The organism is Psychroflexus tropicus DSM 15496 (assembly GCF_000378765.1).
Classification (GTDB): Bacteria; Bacteroidota; Bacteroidia; order Flavobacteriales; family Flavobacteriaceae; genus Psychroflexus; species Psychroflexus tropicus.
In genome coordinates, this window is the sequence record NZ_KB905344.1 from 57745 (window position 1) to 78231 (window position 20487).

The following is a 20487-nucleotide window of genomic DNA, read 5'->3' on the forward strand; positions in this document are numbered from 1 at the left end:
ATGCCTTTTAAATTTCTCACTTACCTTCAACCCACACACTATTTTCGTCTTTTTAAAAAGGATAGAACATCAGTATTTCCCAAGGTTCAGGCTTTGCCTAATATGGTTTTAGACCAACTTATAAGAGATGAAAGGTATTCTTCTATGTTTGCTCAAGACTATGATCTGTCATGGAGGGCAATCCAAAAAGGCTATATCAGCCAGGCAGCAACCTACACCGATTTTGAGACCATACCGATTATCGATGAATACCGCTTTATCCGTAAGAATTTTCATAAAGCATGGGTGTTTTACGTCCTGTTAATTCGCTTGCTGTCATTTAACAACCCAATCACAGAAGTGTCTGCTTATTGTAAAACTAGAAAGGTGAAGCGAGTGGATGAGCATCAACATCCTATTCAATATACAGATTATAAGGACTTTAAGTCTGAACTCGTTCAGCGACAGCCATTTGTTTCGATCATTATCCCCACTTTAAATCGTTATCGGTATTTAAAAGATGTCCTCAAGGATTTGGAACAGCAGGAGTATACGAATTTTGAAGTCATCGTGGTGGATCAATCGGAGCCTTTTCAAGTGGACTTTTACGATGAGTTTCAGTTAAATTTCAATTTGATACACCAGGAGGAAAAAGCTTTATGGTTAGCTCGGAATAAAGCGATTCAACAAAGTCAGGGTGACCTCATCTTGCTTTTTGATGATGATTCTAGAGTAGACACTGATTGGATTTCACAACATTTGAAAACGCTTGATTTTTTTAAGGCGGATCTATCCTCTGGGGTGTCGATTTCAACTCAAGGGGCCAAAGTGCCGGCCAATTATGCTCATTTTGGCATCAGTAGTCAGCTAGACACCGGTAATGTTTTACTCAACAAAGAAGTATTCAGACAGATAGGCTTATTCGATCGACAGTTTGAAAAGCAACGGATGGGCGACGGAGAATTTGGATTACGGGCTTATCTCGCCGGCTATAAAAACATTTCCAATCCCAATGCTAAACGTCTACACTTAAAAGTGGGGTCTGGAGGCTTACGCCAAATGGGGAGCTGGGATGGATTTCGACCCAAAAAATGGCTGGACCCGCGACCGATTCCGTCTGTGGTGTATTTATTCAGAAAATACCACGGAAACAGAGCGGCCAGATGGGCTTTGCTGAAAACGGTGCCTAGCTCCATCATGCCTTATCGTTACAAAAGTAATTCGTTGCTGATGGTGGTGGGGGTGTTGATCAGTATCCTTATTTCACCTCTAGTTTTAGTTCAGGTTTTTAAATCATGGTCATTAGCGAGTGAGAAACTTAAGGAAGGGTCTAAGATTGAGAAGTTTTAATAGTCTTTAGTCAATTAGTCGTGGGTCTTGGATCAAATAAGTTATAATCATCAATAGTATATTCGTATAGTAGAGTAGTCGAGTAATCGGTCGAGTGATTAAACCAATATACGATTACACGAATACACTATTAGTGACAAAGTCACACTAGACATTAAAGCTCGAGATAAAAAATACAAAATGCAACCATGATCGAAATCGTTAACTATTCACCAACATACGAAAAGCAACATTTTGAGTTTGCGACCAGGATGTTTGGCAAACGGAGAAAGCGAAGAAATCCAGATTATATCTATTGGAAGTTTAGAGGTGAGCCAGGAAAAGAGTTGCCATCATTTAAATTAGCTGTAGAGAAAGGTGAAATTATTGGTCAGTTAGGTTTGATTCCATGTTATTTGAAAGTAGGAATGAAATCAATTGCCACCCAGTGGGCCTGTGATTTAATGGTTGACCCCGCTTATAGAGGAAAAGGGGTTGCTAAGTTACTTTATGAATCCGCTCACCAACAAAAACCTATTACTTTAGGAAGTGATCCAAGTCCTTCGGCTGAAAAATCAATGTTGAGGTCTGGGTATAAAAAATTAAAGAGTTCAACCAAGCAATTTATTCCTATTTATCTTGGAGTCCCTCTCCAAATGAAGGGTTTGCCTTATAAGTTTATAAAATCAGTTAAGAATCCATTTTTGTCTGTCTACAGACAAACTAAATACAAAAGAGAATTTCAGCAGTTGGATATCATAAATGAAAATCACCATGATCTTTTTCACACGAAAACCGCAAATGATTTGAGAATTCAGGTAGACGACAATTTTAAAAATTGGCGTTTTCGAGAATTTAAAGATTATTATCCAGGAGTTAAATTGTATAATTTATCTGGAACAAAAACCTACTTTTCCGGATACCATCACGGTCATATTTATTTTATTACTGATTTAGAATTAGAAAATTCAAAGGACTTTTATTCGATTATAAATTTTATACTCAGTTTTTTACCAGAGAATATCGATAGAATTCGATTTCAAAATAACATACATTCAAAAAAATTAGGAAGCCAACTGACTACAATCGAATATTCCACAAAAACATCAATTATCTATTACACTAAAGACAACGTTTTAGAAAAAAGTATTCAAAAAAAGTACTTTTACTACACACATCAGGATTCTGATGAAAACATATAAGCGATGAAGAAAATCATTTTAATCTGGGATTTTGACGGCGCTATTGGTTTGATCAATGCCTCTTATCCCTATAATTTTAATTTCAAGAATCTTCAGCGTGAACAAAACCAGGTGAAGCTAGCTCTCGATATATTAGATGAATATGGTATCAAATGTTGTTTTGCGATAACTGGCTTTTCTGCAGAAGAGGGATTAGCTCCTTATACCTTTCCAGCTTTGATTAAGGAAATTCATGACCGCGGCCATGAAGTGGCTTCACATTCCTGGCGTCACGAATGGTCATCTATTTTTCAATTGAACCAAGTAGATAAAAGTTTAAAGAGAAGTCAGCTTGCCTTAGAAAAAGCCATCGAACACCAACAAAAAGTCATAGGTTTTGTACCTCCGCATAACCGCCCTATGTCTTGGTTAAAACGTGGGGCCTTTAGTTGGGGAGATCGCGGCATTTATCCCTTCTTCAAAGCAGCCGATAATGAGTCGATTATTAAGCTATTGAAAGTAAATGATTATAGATGGGTCAGGGTCACCTACAAAACTATTTTTCAAAAATTTTTCAATTTGAAACGCAATCCAACTGGGACAGTGCTCAACTACAAAGGTGTTTTAGTATTGGAAAATCATTACACAGGCTTTGACACATTTGTGGTCAATCATATTCTAAATACCAATTATTCGACCTACACGATAAGTGCTCATCCCTTAATGCTCGACTTCCCCAATAAAAAAGAAAGTATGGCCAATTTTAAACAATTTCTGGAGCAACTCAAGAGTTCAGGTCAGAAGATTGAGTTTGTAAAGCCGATGGAATTGGTTGATTAATTTATACTTCATGTGAAGAAAACACCCCTTTCATCCCATTTCGACTTAGCTCAATGCAACGCCTCAAGGGGATAGAATTGAAAAAGCTTCCTCCCTGGAGGGAGGATTGAGGAGGGTGTATTGTTATATATATTGAGCAACTCAATAAGCAAATAATTAATAACTTTGAATCAAATAAACAACTCTAAAAAGGTCAACTCTATTTAGGACTCTACATACCATAAAAGCTGAACGAACAACAGTAAACTAATAACGAGCTTGAAAAAAATCCTTTTCCTCACATCCGAACTCCCCCCACAACCTGGAGGTATTGGTAATCATGCCCATCAGCTAGCCAGGTATTTCTCCAATCATTACGAGGTAACTGTCATAGCAGATCAACGCTCTGAGGATGGCAAAGAAGAGCAAGAGTTTGATGAGCAGCAAGACTTTTCTGTGAGTCGAGTTAAGCGAAGAAGGACTTTAATATTAACCTATTTAAAACGCTTCTTTATCGCAAGAAAACTTTTAAAAAAGAACGATATACTGTTAGTATCAGGTAAATTTCCCTTGTGGGTTGGAGGAGTCTTGTCACTTTCGTCCAACAAACCTATTGTAGTGATTATCCACGGGAGTGAAGTTCAGCTGTCTAATGCTTTAGCTCGACACCTAACCGATTGGTCGCTGAAACGTCTGGATCATATCATAGCGGTTTCTCGATTTACCTTACAACTGATTGAATCCTTAAACTTAGAGGCTACAACGGTTATCCCAAATGGCTTTGATTTACCGAAAACAAAGGTTGAAAGCTCTTATGATCGCAATAACAAAGCAATACCCTTACAACTCATTACCGTGGGTAACCTTACCCAGCGTAAAGGTCAGCATAATGTCATAAACGTCTTACCTCAACTTAGTCAAGTCTATCCCGATCTGATTTACCATTGTGTGGGGATTCCTACCGAAATCAATCGGTTGGAGAAGCTGGCTAAAGCCTTAAAAGTGGAACAGCATGTCAAATTTCACGGGCGGGTGACAGAAGAAGAAAAGTTTGAATTGCTGAATCAAGCTGATGTCTTTATGATGCTAAGTGAGCAAACCTCCACTGGTGATGTGGAAGGCTTTGGGATTGCAATTCTAGAAGCTAATGCGATGGGATTGCCTGCTGTAGGAAGTCTGAATTGTGGTATCGAAGATGCGATTGAAGATCAACTGTCAGGCCGCTTAGTCAACCCTCATGATGTCGATCAACTTGTTTTGGCCATCAAGGATATCATGAACAACCAGAGTCAGTACAGTGCACAAGCCAAGGTTTGGAGTGAGCATTTCACCTGGGATAGGATTGGGAAGAAGTATCTTGAGGTGTTGGAGGAGTTCGAATAGTCGTATAGTTGTATATTTGTTTATGGTTTATGGTTGGCGGTTGACGGTTCACTGTTAAAGGTCAACTCTATTCAGAGAATTTAGAATAACGATAAACGAAAAACAGTAAAAACTCAACAAACAACAAACAACTAAAGTTATGGATTACAAAGATCTTGATGCTTGGAAAGAATCAATGAAGCTGGTTCAACTTGTCTATGAATTAACCCAAGTCTTTCCTAATGAAGAAAAGTTTGGATTGGTAAGTCAACTGAGAAGAGCATCCGTTTCTATTCCGTCAAACATAGCTGAGGGACAAAGTAGAAACTCTAATAAAGAGTATAAACGATTTGTTGAAATTGCCTTAGGCTCATCTTTAGAACTAGAAACTCAGCTCATCATAGCTTCAAGATTAAAATTAATCAAATCAGATCATCAGGTTTTTGAGCAAACTGAAAGCGTAAAGAAAATCATCCATGGTTTGATTCGGTTTTTGAAGAAGAATAGTTAATAGTTTACGGTTTATAGTCTACGGTTTTCAACCTACTTTCAACTATAAACGCTCAACAGTAAACAATCAACAGTAAACGCTCACCAAAAAAAATGACCCTCTGTATCATCTCCCATACCGAACATTATAAAGATGAACACGGCATTCTCAAAGCCTGGGGATCGACGGTGACGGAAATCAATCATTTGCTGGAAATTTTTGATCGGATTATCCATGTAGCGCCTTTACATGAAGGATTACCACCGCCAAGTAGTCTACCCTATATCGATGATGGACGGATTGCTTTTATCCCTTTAAAACCTTCAGGAGGCCAGGGTTTACAAAAATTGAGTATCGTATGGACTGCTATCTCTAACTTAAAAAAAATTCGAAAGGCGATTCAAAACGCCGATATCATTCAATTTAGAGCCCCTACAGGGATGGGGATTTATGTATTACCCTTTCTGAAATGGTTGAATTCAAAACCCTATTGGGTCAAGTATGCCGGCAACTGGATGGATCCACACATGCCCCTTGGGAATCGACTACAAAAGCAGTGGTTGTTAAGATATTTAGAACCTGAAACTCAGGTGGCCTATAATGGACACTGGGAAGATAAGCCTCAGTTTAAAGCCTTCCATAATCCTTGTTATACCCTGAAAGATTATCAGCAGGCCAAATCAGCTTTGGATCAAAAGTCAGATAACCTGAAGGAAGGTGCGGTGCTGTGTTTTGTGGGGGCTTTAAATGCACATAAAGGAGTGCCGTTAATCCTTGAAGCTCTAAGTAAAAAACCTAAAAATCTACCAATAAAAGCAGTTCATTTTGTTGGGGACGGCCCTGATCGAGAAGATTATGAAAGCATTGCTAAAGAACTGGATGTAGTAACCTATTTTCACGGATTTTTGCCTAAGAATCAAGTCAATCAGATTTTAGTAAAGTCGGACGCTTTACTTCTGCCTTCCAGGTCTGAAGGCTTTCCGAAAGTGGTTGGCGAGGCTATGGCCTTTGGATGCGTGCCCATCACCTCAAATGTCTCCTGCATGGAAGATTACATAAATGATGGGGAGAATGGGTTTTTACTTCAGGACTTAAATGCGTCAGCCTTATTAAATAGCTTAAAAAAGTTATCAGAATTGAGTGCCAAAGAGCTACATGAGCTTAGACTGAAAAATTATACCTTTGCTGAGTGCTTTACCTATGCGTATTATAACCAGGCACTTCAAGAAAAAATAATTAATGTTCGGTTTTAAATCCTCGGCACTTGCAAAATTTCAGCACCTAATTCTTCACGTAGGAATTGGATTGGTCGTCAGTCAAGTGAGAGCTTCAGCCCAGCTTTATCTGCTGGGGGTCGTAGTATATTTTATCTATCAGATCATCACCAAATCCAATAAAACCTATTACGCTTTAGGAGCAGCTGCCTATATCGCCGCCGCTGAAGTCTTTTTGAGAATGACCAAAGCTATGCCCTTTTGGGAACTGGGAAAGTATCTGGTGATTTTCTTTATGCTTTTGGGGATGCTCTACGAGGGCTTTAAGCTAAAAGCCTGGCCAGTATTGGCATTTGTGTTGTTGCTATTGCCAGGAGTGGTTATCGCCTATCTGAATTTTGATTACTTTGACGAAAGTTTTCGAAAAACCATCTTATTTAATTTATCAGGACCGCTATCGCTATTTGCCACTGCACTATTTTGCTATCAAAAGCAAGTTAAATTTAAAACGCTGCTTAGAATAGTCGATTTAATGCTGTTACCTATAATTGCCATGGTCGTCTATATCACTCTTTATGCACCGCCAATAGAACAAATCGTATTCACCACCGAATCCAATCAGGCGGCTTCAGGGGGATACAGTGGGAATCAGGTAGCCACTATTTTAGGTTTGGGGATGTTCTTGAGTTATATACGCTTTTTGATTCCACATAAAAACACCTTCCTCAATATTGTTAATATTGGAATATTAGTGTTGCTGGCTTACCGTTGTTTACTTACCTTTTCTCGAGGAGGTTTTATCACGGCCATAGTCATGATGTTTATTTTCACCGTTTTATTTATCAACTGGGCACCACTAGCCAAAAAAGCCAGAGCAACTGTGAAGTTGGTCGGACTTGGAGTCGGTGGATTTGTCTTATGGGGTGCTGTGGTGGCGGTAACTGGAGGCTTAATTGTGAATCGCTATACAGGAAAAAATACTTTAGGAGAAGATAAAGATATTACTACAGGTCGGGCTGAAATCATTAGTACCGAACTGGAGGCTTTTTACGAAGACCCTTTTTTGGGAGTTGGTGTGGGGATGGGTAAATTTTTTAGAATTGAAGAAGCCGATGGAGGAGGAGCAACCCATAACGAAGTGGCCAGAATGCTTGCAGAACATGGGATGTTAGGGGTTTTAGCCCTTTTGATCTTGTTGCTTATTCCCATAGGCTTTTTACTCTCTAAAAATAGAAATTTACTGATGTTGCCGTTCGTCGCCTTTTGGTTTTTGACTATCAACCATTCGGCTATGCGCGTCGCGTTACCCGGCTTTATGTACGGATTTGCCCTATTATCAATTACCTATGTAACCAAAACAAAAAAACAAACCAAAACAGTCAATGCCAAAGCAAATTCTATATCTCGGGAACAAGCTCTCACGTAAGGGCAGAAACTTGTCTACGGTGGAGGTGCTTTCTAATCAATTAGAAATTGAAGGCTTTAAAGTGATTTCTGGATCCAGTCAGAAAAGTCAGTTGCTTAGACTGCTTGATATGTTTTTGTTGATTTTAAAGCATCATTCCAAATCACAACTGCTCTTAATCGATACTTACAGTACCTCAGCCTTCTGGTTTGCTTATTTTTCAGCTAAGCTAGCCAACTGGTTAAACTTAGCCTATATTCCAATTCTTCATGGTGGAGATTTGCCGAAACGCTTAAAAACTCATCCCAAACACTGCCAACAGCTTTTTGGCAAAGCAAAAGTCAATGTCGCTCCGTCGGCCTATCTGATGCATCATTTCCAGAAGGCTGGCTATACCGATCTGGTGTATATTCCCAATACGATTATGCTGGAGAAGTATGAATTTAAACAGCGCCAGAACTTGCAACCCAATCTGCTCTGGGTCAGGTCCTTTGCTCACCTCTATAACCCCATGCTGGCCCTAAAGGTGTTAGAACAGTTGTTGAATCATTATCCTGAGGCTAAACTCAGCATGGTCGGCCCTTTTAAAGACGACTCCATCCAGGAGTGTAAGGCTTATGTAGAAGCAAAGAAATTGCCAGTAACTTTTACCGGCGGAATGACCAAAGAAGACTGGCTGATCTATGCTAAAGACTTTGACCTCTTTATCAACACTACCAATGTGGATAACACCCCGGTAAGTGTGATGGAAGCCATGGCGCTTGGTTTGCCAGTCGTCAGTACCAATGTGGGTGGAATCCCTTTCTTATTAACCGATCAAGAAAACGCTTTATTAGTTGAGCCCAAACAGGTCGAGGCATTTACCGAAGCGGTACTCAAGCTGCTAAAACATCCTGAATTGGCCGCATCCCTTTCTCAAGCCGGCCGAGAAAAAGTCGAACAGTTCGACTGGCAGGTGGTGAAGGCCAAGTGGCAGGCAGTGATTAGTGAATAGTCAATAGTGAGTAGTTTTTCATGAAGTCTTTTATTTATGGACTTTGAAAATCTATTTCCCTTGAGGGAAATGCCGTAGGCAAAGGGTGTTTTATAGTAGTAATTAGTTATCAGTGATTAGGAATCGGTGGCTGAGGTTATGTCAGGTTGAGTGGATTTTGCTTTTGAGAAAAAGTAAAATTTGTATCGAGACCATATTAAGGTTTCAGCATCTCAATTAACCTAATGCAACGATCCTGATCCCAAGGCCTCGGGTTAGGTTGACAATATTCGAGTTTATTAAAACGGCCTATTTTTATGGAATATTTAAAACAAGAAACAGGCTAAGAAAGGTCTGAGCATCAGATGTTAGTGTTAATTGAGTAAGAGTCGACTAATTTTCAGAAATAACTGTGGCTTTCGCGAAAGTGCTTGACAAAGTCATTGGCATGAAGCAAATGAGACATCAGTGGTTTTGCGAAGAGAAACGTAGCGAAAATTTCCTTAAATTAGTATAGTCCCCAAAGCTTTGGGATTGTTTCGTTTTTTCATCAATGAAAATCGAGGAACGAGATTCATGAACACTTAATCATTAAAAAATGGGGTGAACTAAAAAATGAAAGAAGACTTTAATTCAAATAGATCCTGAAACTACTTCTCGATACATCCCGCCAAAATATGGCGGGATACTCGAAGAGACAGAACTTCAATATTGAAAACTTTTGATTTTAAAAAGATTCCTCCTTTCGTCGGAATGACACAAAGCCTTCTCGATACACGCGTTTAAAAAAAACACGCACTCGAAGTGACAGGCTATTAGTGTCATGCTGAACTGGTTTCAGCATCTTCCTCAGTGAAAGTGATGAGGCCCTGATCCCGATTTGTCGGGACAGGGTGATAGAAATTGTGATTGCTATAAAAATCATTCATGAAAACTAAAGATTCCTCCATCCGTCGGAATGACAGCATGTTTTTAATTTATGATCCTTTGCTTCATATGAAATTACGCCCAGATGATTCATTCAGTCATATCCGAAACTACAACCAGTTGTCGATTTCTGTTTTTTCGTGTGGTCGAGAATTTGTAAGCTCGTATAGAAGTATATATGGTTAAAAGGAGAATAAACTTTGGCTGAGTGTTTCACTCTTTGCGTGATGTATCGAAGCTACGTTTTGTAGTGAATCACTAATTTAAAATCGAATAAAGTCCACATCCATTGAGGGAAGGGGTAGGGATGGGTGTTCTTATTAAGCCATAATCAAAGTATAAGCCCAATCCCTTAAAGGCTTTGTGCTGAGCTAGGTCGAGTTAGAAATGCCACAGGCAAAAGGTGTTTTGTAAAAGTAATTAGGAATTGGTGGCTGAGTGACGGCCTTAGGCGGATGTATCAAAGCTACCGAATGTTGTTAGTTGACGGTTTTTGGTTATAAATTTTGAGAATTTATTATATTTAACAGACAACGGAATGACAATTCACCATTCACTAATCACTGCCGTTTACCACCTAAAGCCTACTCCACTGCTTTCGCCCCAGTCGCAATAAACCTATAGTTCAGCTGAGGCTCCGTGATCTTAGCGATTTCAGCTTCGCTTTGACCGGCATCTTCTGCATAGTGCTTTAGGGTTTCTACGTCAGTTTCTTCGATGAAGGCCATACCATTGACGAGCATCTGATGGCCCTGACTGTCTTTAGGGACAAAAAAGCCGTAGTCTTTGAAGGTAATGTGTGCGTTTTGATCTTCGGGGAGCTCTAATTTCATCCAGCAGCCTTTTTTGGCACAAACGCTTTCTACTTCAGATTGAAACTGAACCTGAAGCGTGTCTCCTAAGGTCAAGTTCTGGTACAAAGCCAGCATGTTCTCTTTTGATTTCACTTCAGTAGTAGTGAAAGCCTCGCCAAACTCAGAATCGGTTAAGATACTTAAGTCTTGATTTTCTGTAGATTCCGAAGGTGTTTCTGTAGTTGTAGGAGTGTCTTCAGCCTGGTCTTGTTTTGAATCTTTTGACCCGCAAGCCACTAAAAACAATAAGATTGGTAATAAAAGTAGATTTTTCATGATAATAATTGAAAATTTATAATATAAATAACATCGATCTTAAGGATTCTATAGATTTCACCTTAACAAAATTTAGTACATTTGCAAAAATACTAATAAAAATGAATAGCACCGATATACAACTGGACATTACGAAAACAAAAGCTTCTAAAATTGATCAGGTCGATTTCAGCAATCTTCAATTTGGAAAGGTCAATTCAGACCATATGATGTATTGTGATTACATCGATGGCGAGTGGCAAACCCCTAAAATAGTCCCTTACGGGCCTATGGAGTTTGAACCTTCGGCTAAAGTGTTTCATTATGGGCAGGCGGTTTTTGAAGGTATGAAAGCCTTTAAGGATGAAGATGGTCAGGTGTGGCTATTCAGACCAGAACAAAATTTTGAACGTATCAACAAATCGTCAAAGCGTCTGGCGATTCCTGAATTTCCCAAAGATTACTTTTTCAATTCGCTTAAAACCTTGTTAAAATTAGACAAGGAATGGGTAAAATATGGAGACGGTACTTCATTATACATCCGACCATTTGTCATTGCGACTGAAAACGGAGTGTCGGCCTCTGAGTCTGATCGCTACAGATTTATGATCATTACCTGTCCGGCACAGGCCTATTATAACAAACCGATTAAAGTCATATTCGCTCAGGAATATAGCCGAGCTGCAGATGGTGGTGTGGGTTATGCGAAAGCAGCCGGGAACTATGGTGCACAGTTTTATCCTACTAAGTTGGCTAAGGCGAAAGGCTTAGATCAGATCATCTGGACCGATGCCAGCTCTCATGAATACCTGGAAGAAGCGGGAACAATGAACATCTTCTTTAGAATAGGGGACCGATTGCTCACAGCACCAACCAATGATAGAATTCTGGATGGTGTCACGCGAAAGAGTATTATTCAGTTGGCCAAAGACAACGATGTGGAAGTGACTGTTGATAAAGTATCCGTAAAAGAAATCGTGGAAGCGGCAAAAACCGGTGAGTTGAAAGAAATCTTTGGAGCAGGAACAGCAGCGACCGTGGTGAGAGTAGAAGGATTTGAATATAATGATGAATATTATGATCTACCAAGTATCGATGATTCTTATGGCGTAAGGTTCAAAAAATCCTTACAGGATATTCAGTACAACAGAGTAGAAGATCCACATAATTGGACCATGAAAGCGTTTTAATCAGTGACTAGTCACTAGTGATTAGTGAGTAGTTAAATTTAAACATAACTCAAGCCTGATGATTTTATGCATTGGGCTTTTTTTGTCGTCAGTTGACAGTTAACGGTTGTCAGTTAATTGGTTGACAGTTGGCAGTTGTCGGTTGAAAATATAAATTTAATTTGCAGGGCTCTCTATTGTCTATTCACTGACAACTATTCACTACTACCGACTCACGACTCACGACCTGCTTTTGCCAAGGAAACCTGCCTGCCAGAGGCACGACAGGTAGGCGCAGGCAGGCTCATAATTCACTACCAAAGCCTCGTTAAATCGTTACTAAACATGACATAAGCACACATTATCTCACTATTTTTAAACAAAATTAATGTTATGCGAGTTTTAATAACAGGAGCAACGGGATTGGTAGGGAAGGAGTTAGTGAAGCAGTTGCATGAGAAAGGAGTGGAGGTGAATTACCTTACTACCAGTCGTTCAAAAATTGAATCTAAACCCAACTACAGAGGATTTTACTGGAATCCAGAAGCATCTCAACTGGATGTAGAGGCTCTTAAAGGGGTGAGTAAAATAATTAATCTGGCAGGAGCAAGCGTTGCTCAACGCTGGACCCCGTCTCATAAGAAGGCTATTCTAAACAGTAGAGTGGATAGCTTACATACCCTCAAATCTGCCTTAGAATCTCACGAGCATGAGGTAGATCACCTTATCTCAGCCAGTGCTATTGGTTTATATAATGATTCTTTAACCCGCTTCCATGAAGAAGATGATTTTGAGCAGGGAGATAATTTTCTCTCCAAGGTAGTAGAAGAATGGGAAGCCGCAGCCGATGACTTTGAAGCGCTTGGGCTGGAAGTGAGTAAAATTCGGATAGGGGTAGTGTTAGCAGAGGAGGGTGGAGCCCTCGAAAAAATAAAACAGCCCATCGAAAAATATGTTGGAGCACCGCTTGGCGATGGAAAACAATGGCAATCCTGGATTCATGTGCATGATTTAGCTCGGTTATTCGTTTACATCATGGAACATCAAATGGAAGGTGTGTTTAATGGTGTTGCCCCAAATCCTGTCAACAACGAGGTCTTAACAGAAGCTATTGCGAATCAATTAGAAAAACCTCTAATTTTACCAAAAGTACCAGCCTTTGTTTTGAAGTTGATGCTTGGTGAGATGTCCAGCATTGTTTTAGGGAGTCAGCTGGTGAGTTCTAAAAAGACCTTATCTACAGGTTTTCAATTTAGATTTTCTCAGCTTAAACCTGCTCTTCAGGATTTATTGTAATCTGAGTTTAAAAAAGAAAACTTTCTTACTTTTGAAGAATACCTATGAAAAATTTAATTTTTTATCTGATAATTTCATGCGTCATGTCCACTAACGCCACAAGTCAAGATTCAATTAGCTACCTGGCATTAGGGGATTCATACACCATTGGTGAACAGGTCGTTGAAAACCAATCCTGGCCCTTTCAACTTACTTCCTATTTGAATGACGAAGGTTTTAAGGTGAAATCCCCAGAAATCATCGCTGTTACTGGGTGGAGGACAGATGAGCTTCAGGATTCTATCGCTGTTCAAAATTATAAAGACGATCAGTTTGATTTGGTTTCCCTGTTAATCGGGGTAAATAATCAATATCAAAAAAAACCATTTAAACAGTTTAAAGTAGAATTTGAAGAACTATTAAAAAACGCGATTATAATTTGCAGTCATCAGGCCAAAGGCGTCTTTGTGGTAGGTATTCCAGATTATAGTTTATCAAAATATGCCAGAGATGAAAAGCTGAAAGGGGTTACGTCTAAATTAAAGCGGTACAACCGATATATAAAGAAAATGTGTCAGCGCCATGGTGTAGCATTTTATCCACTACAACAGTTAAGCAGGCCTCTTCACCGAAAAACCGAGATGTTAGCTGAAGATTTTTTACACCCTAGCGGAAAACAATATCGCGTTTGGGTAGATAGCTTTAAAGATCAGGTTAAAAATCAAGTTGAATCCTTTTGAGATGAAAGAAGCTTTTTTACATAGTCTGTGGAAGTACAGAAGACTGAGTGTAAATTCGCTAAAGACGACAAAGGAAGAAGATATTGAAATATTAAATACAGGACTTCATAATGAAACGGAATCTGGTCCAGATTTTTTCAAGGCCGAGCTAATTATTGATGGACAACACTGGGTTGGTAATCTGGAAATACACCTGAAATCCTCAGACTGGTATGCTCATCACCACGAAAACGATCCAGCCTACGACAATGTAATTTTACACGTGGTTTGGGAAGACGACGCGAGTATCTTCAGAAAAGATGAATCTGAAATTCCTTGCCTGGAACTTCAAAACTATGTGACGGCATCTCAATTAGAAACGTATCAAACGCTTTTTGAAGAGGCTTCGTATCAATGGATCAATTGCGAAACTCACTTTGGTGAGGTTAATGAGTTTAAGCTTAAGCATTGGTTAGAAAGACTCTACATAGAACGTCTGGAAGAAAAAAATCAGCTGATTCTTAATTTGCTAGAGATCTCCCGTAATAATTGGGATGAGGTTTGCTTTAAGCTTCTTGCTAAAGCTTTTGGATTGAACGTTAATGGTGAAGCTTTCCTGCAAATGGCTTCAGCAGTAGATTATAAGGTGTTTCAAAAATGCTTCCAAAACCCCGTAAAGTTTGAAGCGCTTTGTTTTGGTCTAAGTGGCATGCTGCTTAAGGAACCGAAAGATTCTTATTCAGCTCAACTGATAGAGGAGTTTGAGTTTTTAAAACATAAATTTCAAATTAAAGCTCCGGCTAAAAGGATTGTCAAATATTTCAGGCTAAGACCAGATAACTTTCCAAGTATCAGGATTTCTCAATTTTGCCAGTTGTATACTGAACATCCTCAGTTGTTTAAAGGATTTATAGAGTGTGAAAGCCAAGGTGATCTTCATAATTTGCTTAGTGCCAAGACCTCTCCATATTGGAATACACATTATACCTTTGGAAAAGAAACTCCACATAAATTGAAATCTACGACCAAAGCATTTAAAGATTTACTCATCCTCAATATGGTGATTCCTATCAAATTTGCATATGCTAAATTTAAAGACCAATTAGATATCGAAGAACAGATTTTTCCAATAGTTTCTAGCCTGAAACCTGAAAGTAATACTATAGTGAAAGGTTTTAATAAACTAAGAAAAAACGTTTCTCAAACTGCCATAGATAGTCAGGCTTTAGTTCAATTGAAAAAGAAGTACTGCGATCTCAATAGATGTATGAAATGCCAGATAGGACTCGAATTGATAAAACAATGAAAACACTTATTTACAAGATCAGGACGTTTTTTGAAAAACACGGCTTCTATGTGAGCTCTCGTTTAGCCGATAAACTAGGTATGAAAGCCAAATCCGTAAGATTGTTCTTTATCTATATTTCCTTTGCCACTTTCGGCTTCGGTTTTGGATTATACCTCACCATTGCGTTTTGGTTAAAACTCAAAGACCTGGTTTATACCAAGCGTACCTCTGTTTTTGATTTATAAAAGACTATGAAAAGAAATATCATTACCACCCAGGATGGTTCTAAAACCATTCGCTTAGAAGAGTGGAACGAGCATTACCACTCCACACATGGCGCTTTACAGGAAGCTAAGCATGTTTACATCAAAGCGGGTTTAGACCACTTCGCTTCCCTACATGATGTTGAAAAGTTAAGGGTACTTGAAGCTGGTTTTGGTTCAGGACTTAATGCCTTATTGGCCTCTCAATGGGCGATACAGAATAATATCATAGTAGACTATTTGGGACTTGAAGCTTACCCCATTACTCAAGATGAAAAGGAAGCCTTAGATTATAATAAATTGATAGATGCAGCAAATCAAAAGACAATTTTTGATGAAATGCATAACTGCAAATGGGAGCAGTGGGTGAAATTGTCTCCGAACTTCAAACTGAAAAAGCTTGAATTAAAATTTTCAGAATTAGGTTTAAAACAAGTAGCTGATGTAGTATTTTACGACGCTTTTGGACCGAGAGTTCAGCCTGAGCTGTGGGAAGCTTCTGTTTTTGAAAGATTTTATGAGGCTCTTAAGCCTGGAGGCCTGCTGGTAACTTACTCGGTGAAAGGCACGGCAAAGCGTGCCTTGCAGGGTCTTGGATTTAGAGTTGAAATTCTTGAAGGTCCTCCAGGAAAACGACATATGATGAGAGCAACCAAGCCCAAATAGAGAAATGAACTGAAACAGGTGTTAAGTCTTAAAGATTTTAAGACCTAAGGTTTGAATCAAAGCCATATTTTTTGCATCTTGCGCAAGATTTAAAAATTAATTGATTTTAATTTAACGTTTTACTTTGAAATTTCAAATCATCAATAGCCTTATGGTAAGAACTATCTCTCTGATTGCTTTCCTTTTATTCTTTGCTTCTTTAACATTCGCTCAAGAGCTTACTGTTGAAGAAAAATTAATCAACCCTTCAGATAAGATCAATAATGGTCAAATTCAATTAACAGTAGACGGTGGAACTCCGCCCTACACCTACCAATGGTCTAAGAATGATGTACCTATGTCTTCTAGTACTGCCAATGGATTAACGGAAGGTGTCCCTTACACGGTTAAGGTCATGGATGCTGAAGGGTTAAGTGTAGAGAAATCTTACAAAATTAAAGCTGAGTCTATTGTTGAGAATTTTAACGGAACTTTTCAGCCCGTGGTGGATGCCATGGGAAGTGTTTTGTTTTGGGATCCCTTCGCTGCTACGGGCATTTACGATCCTGTAGTCTACACCAACGAAAAGCTTCTTTTTTCACCAGGATGGGAGCCCAATACAGAGAGTAAATTTTTATTGAAAGAATGGTTGGTCGATGAGAATCAGCCGGTGAAGAAAGGCCAGGATATTGCGATCATAGATATTGATGGAGATGCTCAGACCGTACAGGCAGAAGCCAATGGTAAAATTAAATATATCATCCCTGAGGGAGAATATATTTATAATCCAGATAATAAGGAAGATGTAATTGCGCAAAACGCTCACAAATTTGGTGAAATCAAATACGATGAAAAAGTAGCCCTTACCAACCCAAACGGTACTCCGCTTACTAAGGATATCCCGTTTATCGTAATCTGGCTTATTTTTGGTGCCGCTTTTTTCACCATTCGTATGGGCTTTATCAATGTGAGAGGATTCAAACATTCTCTACAGCTTGCTAAAGGGAAATATGATGAACCTAATGCTCCAGGGAGCATTACACACTTTCAGGCCCTCGCCACTGCTGTTTCCGCTACTGTAGGTTTAGGTAACATTGCTGGTGTAGCTATTGCCGTTTCTTTAGGAGGTGCAGGCGCAACATTTTGGATGGTGCTGGCAGGACTTCTGGGAATGTCTTCAAAATTCGTTGAATGTACACTTGGAGTAAAGTATAGATTTATCAATAAGGAAGGTCGAATTTTCGGTGGACCAATGAACTATTTAAGGTATGGTCTGGAGAAAAGAAATCTTGGTAAACTTGGTAAATTTTTGGCAGGCTTCTTCGCTATTTTAGGAATAGGGGCCTCGTTTGGTGGTGGAAATATGTTCCAGGCTAATCAGTCGTTTGAGATTCTTTCTAATCAAATTGCCTTTTTGGATCCAGACAGTGGATTCTGGTTTGGAGTTTTCCTAGCAGTATTAGTTGGGGTAGTTATCATCGGAGGTATTAATAGTATCGCTAAAGTAACGGGTAAGGTAGTGCCTATTATGGCAGCAACCTATGTAATTGGAGCTTTAGTAGTGATAGGTATGAATATCGACAATATAGGTCCTGCTTTTAACGCCATCTTTAGTGGGGCGTTTACACCAACTGCTCTTAAAGGAGGTTTTATAGGTGTACTTGTGGTTGGATTCCAAAGAGCAGCATTTTCTAACGAAGCCGGTGTGGGTTCTGCAGCCATAGCTCACTCTGCTGCGAAAACTAATCATCCACCTTCTGAAGGCTTTGTGGCTTTACTAGAGCCTTTTATTGATACAGTAGTGGTTTGTACACTTACTGCCCTAGTTTTAATTTTCACAGGAATGCATGAAGTGGAAGGGGTGTCTGGTGTGCAATTGACAACCGATGCTTTTGGAAGTGTAATCTCCTGGTTCCCTTACGTACTTTCAGCGGCAGTTTTTCTATTTGCCTTTTCAACAATGATCTCCTGGTCTTACTACGGTATGCGGGCCTGGACTTATCTTTTTGGAAGAAGTAATCGTTCTGAAATAATCTACAAAATTTTATTCCTACTCTTCGTCATTCTTGGAGCCTCTGTGAGTTTAGGAGCTGTATTAGACTTTTCAGACATGATGATTTTAGCGATGTCCTTTCCAAATATTATAGGATTGTACATTATGTCCGGTGAAGTAAGAAAAGACCTTAGAGAATACATGACGAAGTTAAAGGCAGGACAACTCTTCAAAAAAGAGGAGCTGAAAAAATAAATTCATCTCATGAATGCGCAAAGAAAATTCCGTTTCGGCTTCACCAGAGGTGATCGAAACGGAATTTTTATATTTTGCGTAATTTTGATTATTGGGATTACGATAAACTACTTCAGTTTAAAAACAATTCCAAAACAGGAGATGTCTTCAACAGCCTCTTTAGCTGAAGACAGCTTGCGTCAGCTTATAGATTCGTTAAAATATCAACAAAGCCTTGATAATCAAAGAGTCATTTATCCTTTTAATCCTAATTTTATAACCGATTATAAAGGTTATACTCTTGAAATGACAACGGCTGAAATCGATAAACTTTTAGAGTTTAGAGCAAAAGATCAATGGATCAATTCTAAAGCTCAATTTCAGAAGGTCACCAAGGTTTCAGATGAGTGGATGACTACCTATAGTCAGTACTTTAAATTCCCGGATTGGGTTATCGCCGCAGAACGATCAAAAGCCAATGATAAAAAGTCAAGATCACAATTAAGTTTTGCTGAAAAGAAAGATCTGAATTCGGTCACCAAGGAGGATTTAATCCAGGTGAGTGGCATAGGGGAAACGCTTTCTACACGAATTTTGAGGTATAGGCAAAAGTTAGGAGGGTTTGTGGACCTTATTCAGCTAAAGGACGTTTATGGCTTATCTGCTGAGACTATTGAAAACTTAAAAGAATCTATTGCTCTTAAGTCACCAGTAGAAGTTGAGCTTAAGGATATCAATAGCATTACAGTAGTTGAGTTAACAGAGCTGCCATATTTTGATTATGAATTAGCGAGAGAGGTCGTCAATTTTATAAAGCTAAGACAGGGGATCCGAAGTTTTGAAGAATTATCAAAAATCAACGATTTCCCTGCGTATAAATTAGATAGAATTCAATTATATTTGGAAATTAAAGAATAAAATTCAAAAATTAGATATAGACGGTATGAATCATATGTATTTTAATGAAGAACACGACATGTTCAGAAAAAGTTTACAGGAGTTCCTTCAAAAAGAAGTAGTGCCTCATTTGGATAAATGGGAGAAAGAAGGAACTATTGAACGTTTCATTTGGAAGAAATTTGGTGAAATGGGATATTTTGGTTTAGCCTACCCAGAAAAGTATGGTGGATTAGATCTAGACCTGTTCTATACCATTATTCTGCTAGAAGAACTTCAGAAAATCAATTCTGGAGGTTTTGCAGCAGCGATCTGGGCACATGCTTACCTGGCAATGACTCACGTCAATAAAGAAGGTAGTGAAGAGATTAAAGAGAAATACTTAACGGCATCCATCAACGGGGATATGATAGGGTGTCTATGCATTACAGAACCTTTTGGAGGTTCTGATGTGGCTGGTATGAAAACTACAGCGGAAGAAAAAGAGGATTCGTTTGTAATTAATGGTTCTAAAACCTTCATTACAAATGGAGTTTATTCTGATTATCTTATTGTGGCTGCCAAAACCGAACCAGAAAAAGGAGGGAAGGGCATGAGTATTTTTCTAGTGGATAGAGATACGCCTGGTATTTCTGCCACCAAACTCAATAAACTAGGCTGGAGAGCTTCTGATACAGCAGAACTAGCTTTTGATAATGTTAAGATCCCTAAATCCCATTTGATGGGAGAACGTAATCAGGGTTTCCCTTATATCATGCAGCATTTCGCTTTAGAACGATTGATTATGGGAGTAAATGCTCATGCTAGAGCTGAATATGCCTTAGATTATGCAAAGCAATACATGTCGGAGAGAGAAGCCTTTGGTCAGTCAATCAATAAATTTCAGGCCTTAAGACATAAGATTGCTGAACGCAGTAGTGAGGTAGAGATGGCGAAAGCCTTTAACTATACTACCGCAAAACGACTAGATGATGGAGAATATGTCGTTAAAGAAGCGACCATGTCTAAATTATTATCGACAAAAATCGCAGATGAGGTCATTTATGACTGTTTACAGATGCTGGGTGGTTACGGCTACGTTGAGGATTATCCTTTAGCAAGAATGTTTAGAGACAGTAGACTAGGTCCAATCGGCGGCGGCACCTCTGAAATTTTGAAAGAAATTATCGCCAAGATGGTTATCGATAATAAGGATTATAAGCCTGCGACCTAAGTC

Annotated in this window: 18 protein-coding genes; 17 read left to right on the plus strand and 1 reads right to left on the minus strand. The window is 39.0% G+C overall.

All coding sequences use genetic code 11. The annotated features are described in order from the left end of the window. The 8 genes from F598_RS0109815 to F598_RS0109850 all read left to right on the plus strand — a co-directional run bounded on the left by F598_RS0109815 (position 1) and on the right by F598_RS0109850 (position 8773). On the plus strand, positions 1-1329 hold the full coding sequence (locus tag F598_RS0109815) for a glycosyltransferase family 2 protein (protein ID WP_019038877.1): 1329 nt from the start codon (positions 1-3) through the stop codon (positions 1327-1329). 188 nt (positions 1330-1517) lie between these two features. After that, the gene (locus F598_RS0109820) at positions 1518-2510 is read left to right on the plus strand and encodes a GNAT family N-acetyltransferase (RefSeq protein ID WP_083925453.1); all 993 of its coding nucleotides are present in this window, start codon (positions 1518-1520) and stop codon (positions 2508-2510) included. Between the two features lie 3 nt (positions 2511-2513). Beyond that, positions 2514-3329, plus strand: a complete 816-nt coding sequence (locus F598_RS0109825; RefSeq protein ID WP_019038879.1) for a polysaccharide deacetylase family protein — start codon at positions 2514-2516, stop codon at positions 3327-3329. Between the two features lie 258 nt (positions 3330-3587). Beyond that, positions 3588-4691 carry a glycosyltransferase family 4 protein gene (locus F598_RS0109830; RefSeq protein WP_019038880.1) on the plus strand — a complete coding sequence of 368 codons (1104 nt, stop codon included), beginning with the start codon at positions 3588-3590 and terminating at the stop codon, positions 4689-4691. A 139-nt stretch (positions 4692-4830) separates the two neighbouring features. Further along, complete coding sequence (locus F598_RS0109835; RefSeq protein WP_019038881.1) at positions 4831-5181, plus strand: four helix bundle protein; 351 nt, start codon at positions 4831-4833, stop codon at positions 5179-5181. A gap of 92 nt (positions 5182-5273) precedes the next feature. After that, complete coding sequence (locus F598_RS0109840) at positions 5274-6413, plus strand: glycosyltransferase (protein ID WP_019038882.1); 1140 nt, start codon at positions 5274-5276, stop codon at positions 6411-6413. After that, on the plus strand, positions 6400-7800 hold the full coding sequence (locus tag F598_RS0109845) for an O-antigen ligase family protein (protein ID WP_019038883.1): 1401 nt from the start codon (positions 6400-6402) through the stop codon (positions 7798-7800). The genes F598_RS0109840 and F598_RS0109845 overlap by 14 nt, the downstream gene beginning before the upstream one ends. Beyond that, a complete protein-coding gene (locus F598_RS0109850) occupies positions 7757-8773 on the plus strand; it encodes a glycosyltransferase family 4 protein (protein ID WP_026302635.1) in 1017 nt (338 codons plus the stop codon). The genes F598_RS0109845 and F598_RS0109850 overlap by 44 nt, the downstream gene beginning before the upstream one ends. A gap of 1490 nt (positions 8774-10263) precedes the next feature. Here the strand turns inward: F598_RS0109850 and F598_RS0109855 are convergent. After that, positions 10264-10809: a DUF4920 domain-containing protein gene (locus F598_RS0109855; RefSeq protein WP_019038885.1), complete on the minus strand. Its 546-nt coding sequence runs from the start codon at positions 10807-10809 to the stop codon at positions 10264-10266. Between the two features lie 101 nt (positions 10810-10910). Here F598_RS0109855 and F598_RS0109860 point away from each other — a divergent pair, with 101 nt between their 5' ends. The 9 genes from F598_RS0109860 to F598_RS0109900 all read left to right on the plus strand — a co-directional run bounded on the left by F598_RS0109860 (position 10911) and on the right by F598_RS0109900 (position 20484). Beyond that, positions 10911-11978, plus strand: a complete 1068-nt coding sequence (locus F598_RS0109860) for a branched-chain amino acid aminotransferase (protein ID WP_019038886.1) — start codon at positions 10911-10913, stop codon at positions 11976-11978. A gap of 372 nt (positions 11979-12350) precedes the next feature. Then, positions 12351-13253, plus strand: coding sequence for a TIGR01777 family oxidoreductase (locus F598_RS0109865; protein ID WP_019038887.1), 903 nt, complete (start codon positions 12351-12353; stop codon positions 13251-13253). 83 nt (positions 13254-13336) lie between these two features. Further along, entirely contained in the window at positions 13337-13972 is a 636-nt protein-coding gene (locus tag F598_RS0109870; RefSeq protein WP_019038888.1) for an SGNH/GDSL hydrolase family protein, read from the plus strand. Position 13973: 1 nt separating this feature from the next. After that, positions 13974-15257 (plus strand): DUF2851 family protein, encoded by a 1284-nt coding sequence (locus tag F598_RS0109875; protein ID WP_026302637.1) that lies wholly within the window; start codon positions 13974-13976, stop codon positions 15255-15257. Next, entirely contained in the window at positions 15254-15484 is a 231-nt protein-coding gene (locus F598_RS0109880; protein WP_019038890.1) for a PspC family transcriptional regulator, read from the plus strand. The genes F598_RS0109875 and F598_RS0109880 overlap by 4 nt, the downstream gene beginning before the upstream one ends. A gap of 6 nt (positions 15485-15490) precedes the next feature. Then, positions 15491-16168: a tRNA (5-methylaminomethyl-2-thiouridine)(34)-methyltransferase MnmC2 gene (mnmC2, locus tag F598_RS0109885; protein ID WP_019038891.1), complete on the plus strand. Its 678-nt coding sequence runs from the start codon at positions 15491-15493 to the stop codon at positions 16166-16168. A 151-nt stretch (positions 16169-16319) separates the two neighbouring features. Beyond that, positions 16320-18395, plus strand: coding sequence for an amino acid carrier protein (locus tag F598_RS0109890; protein WP_019038892.1), 2076 nt, complete (start codon positions 16320-16322; stop codon positions 18393-18395). Between the two features lie 9 nt (positions 18396-18404). Continuing rightward, complete coding sequence (locus F598_RS0109895; RefSeq protein WP_026302638.1) at positions 18405-19292, plus strand: helix-hairpin-helix domain-containing protein; 888 nt, start codon at positions 18405-18407, stop codon at positions 19290-19292. Positions 19293-19317: 25 nt separating this feature from the next. Then, entirely contained in the window at positions 19318-20484 is a 1167-nt protein-coding gene (locus F598_RS0109900; protein ID WP_026302639.1) for an acyl-CoA dehydrogenase family protein, read from the plus strand. The last annotated feature ends 3 nt before the right edge of the window (positions 20485-20487 follow it).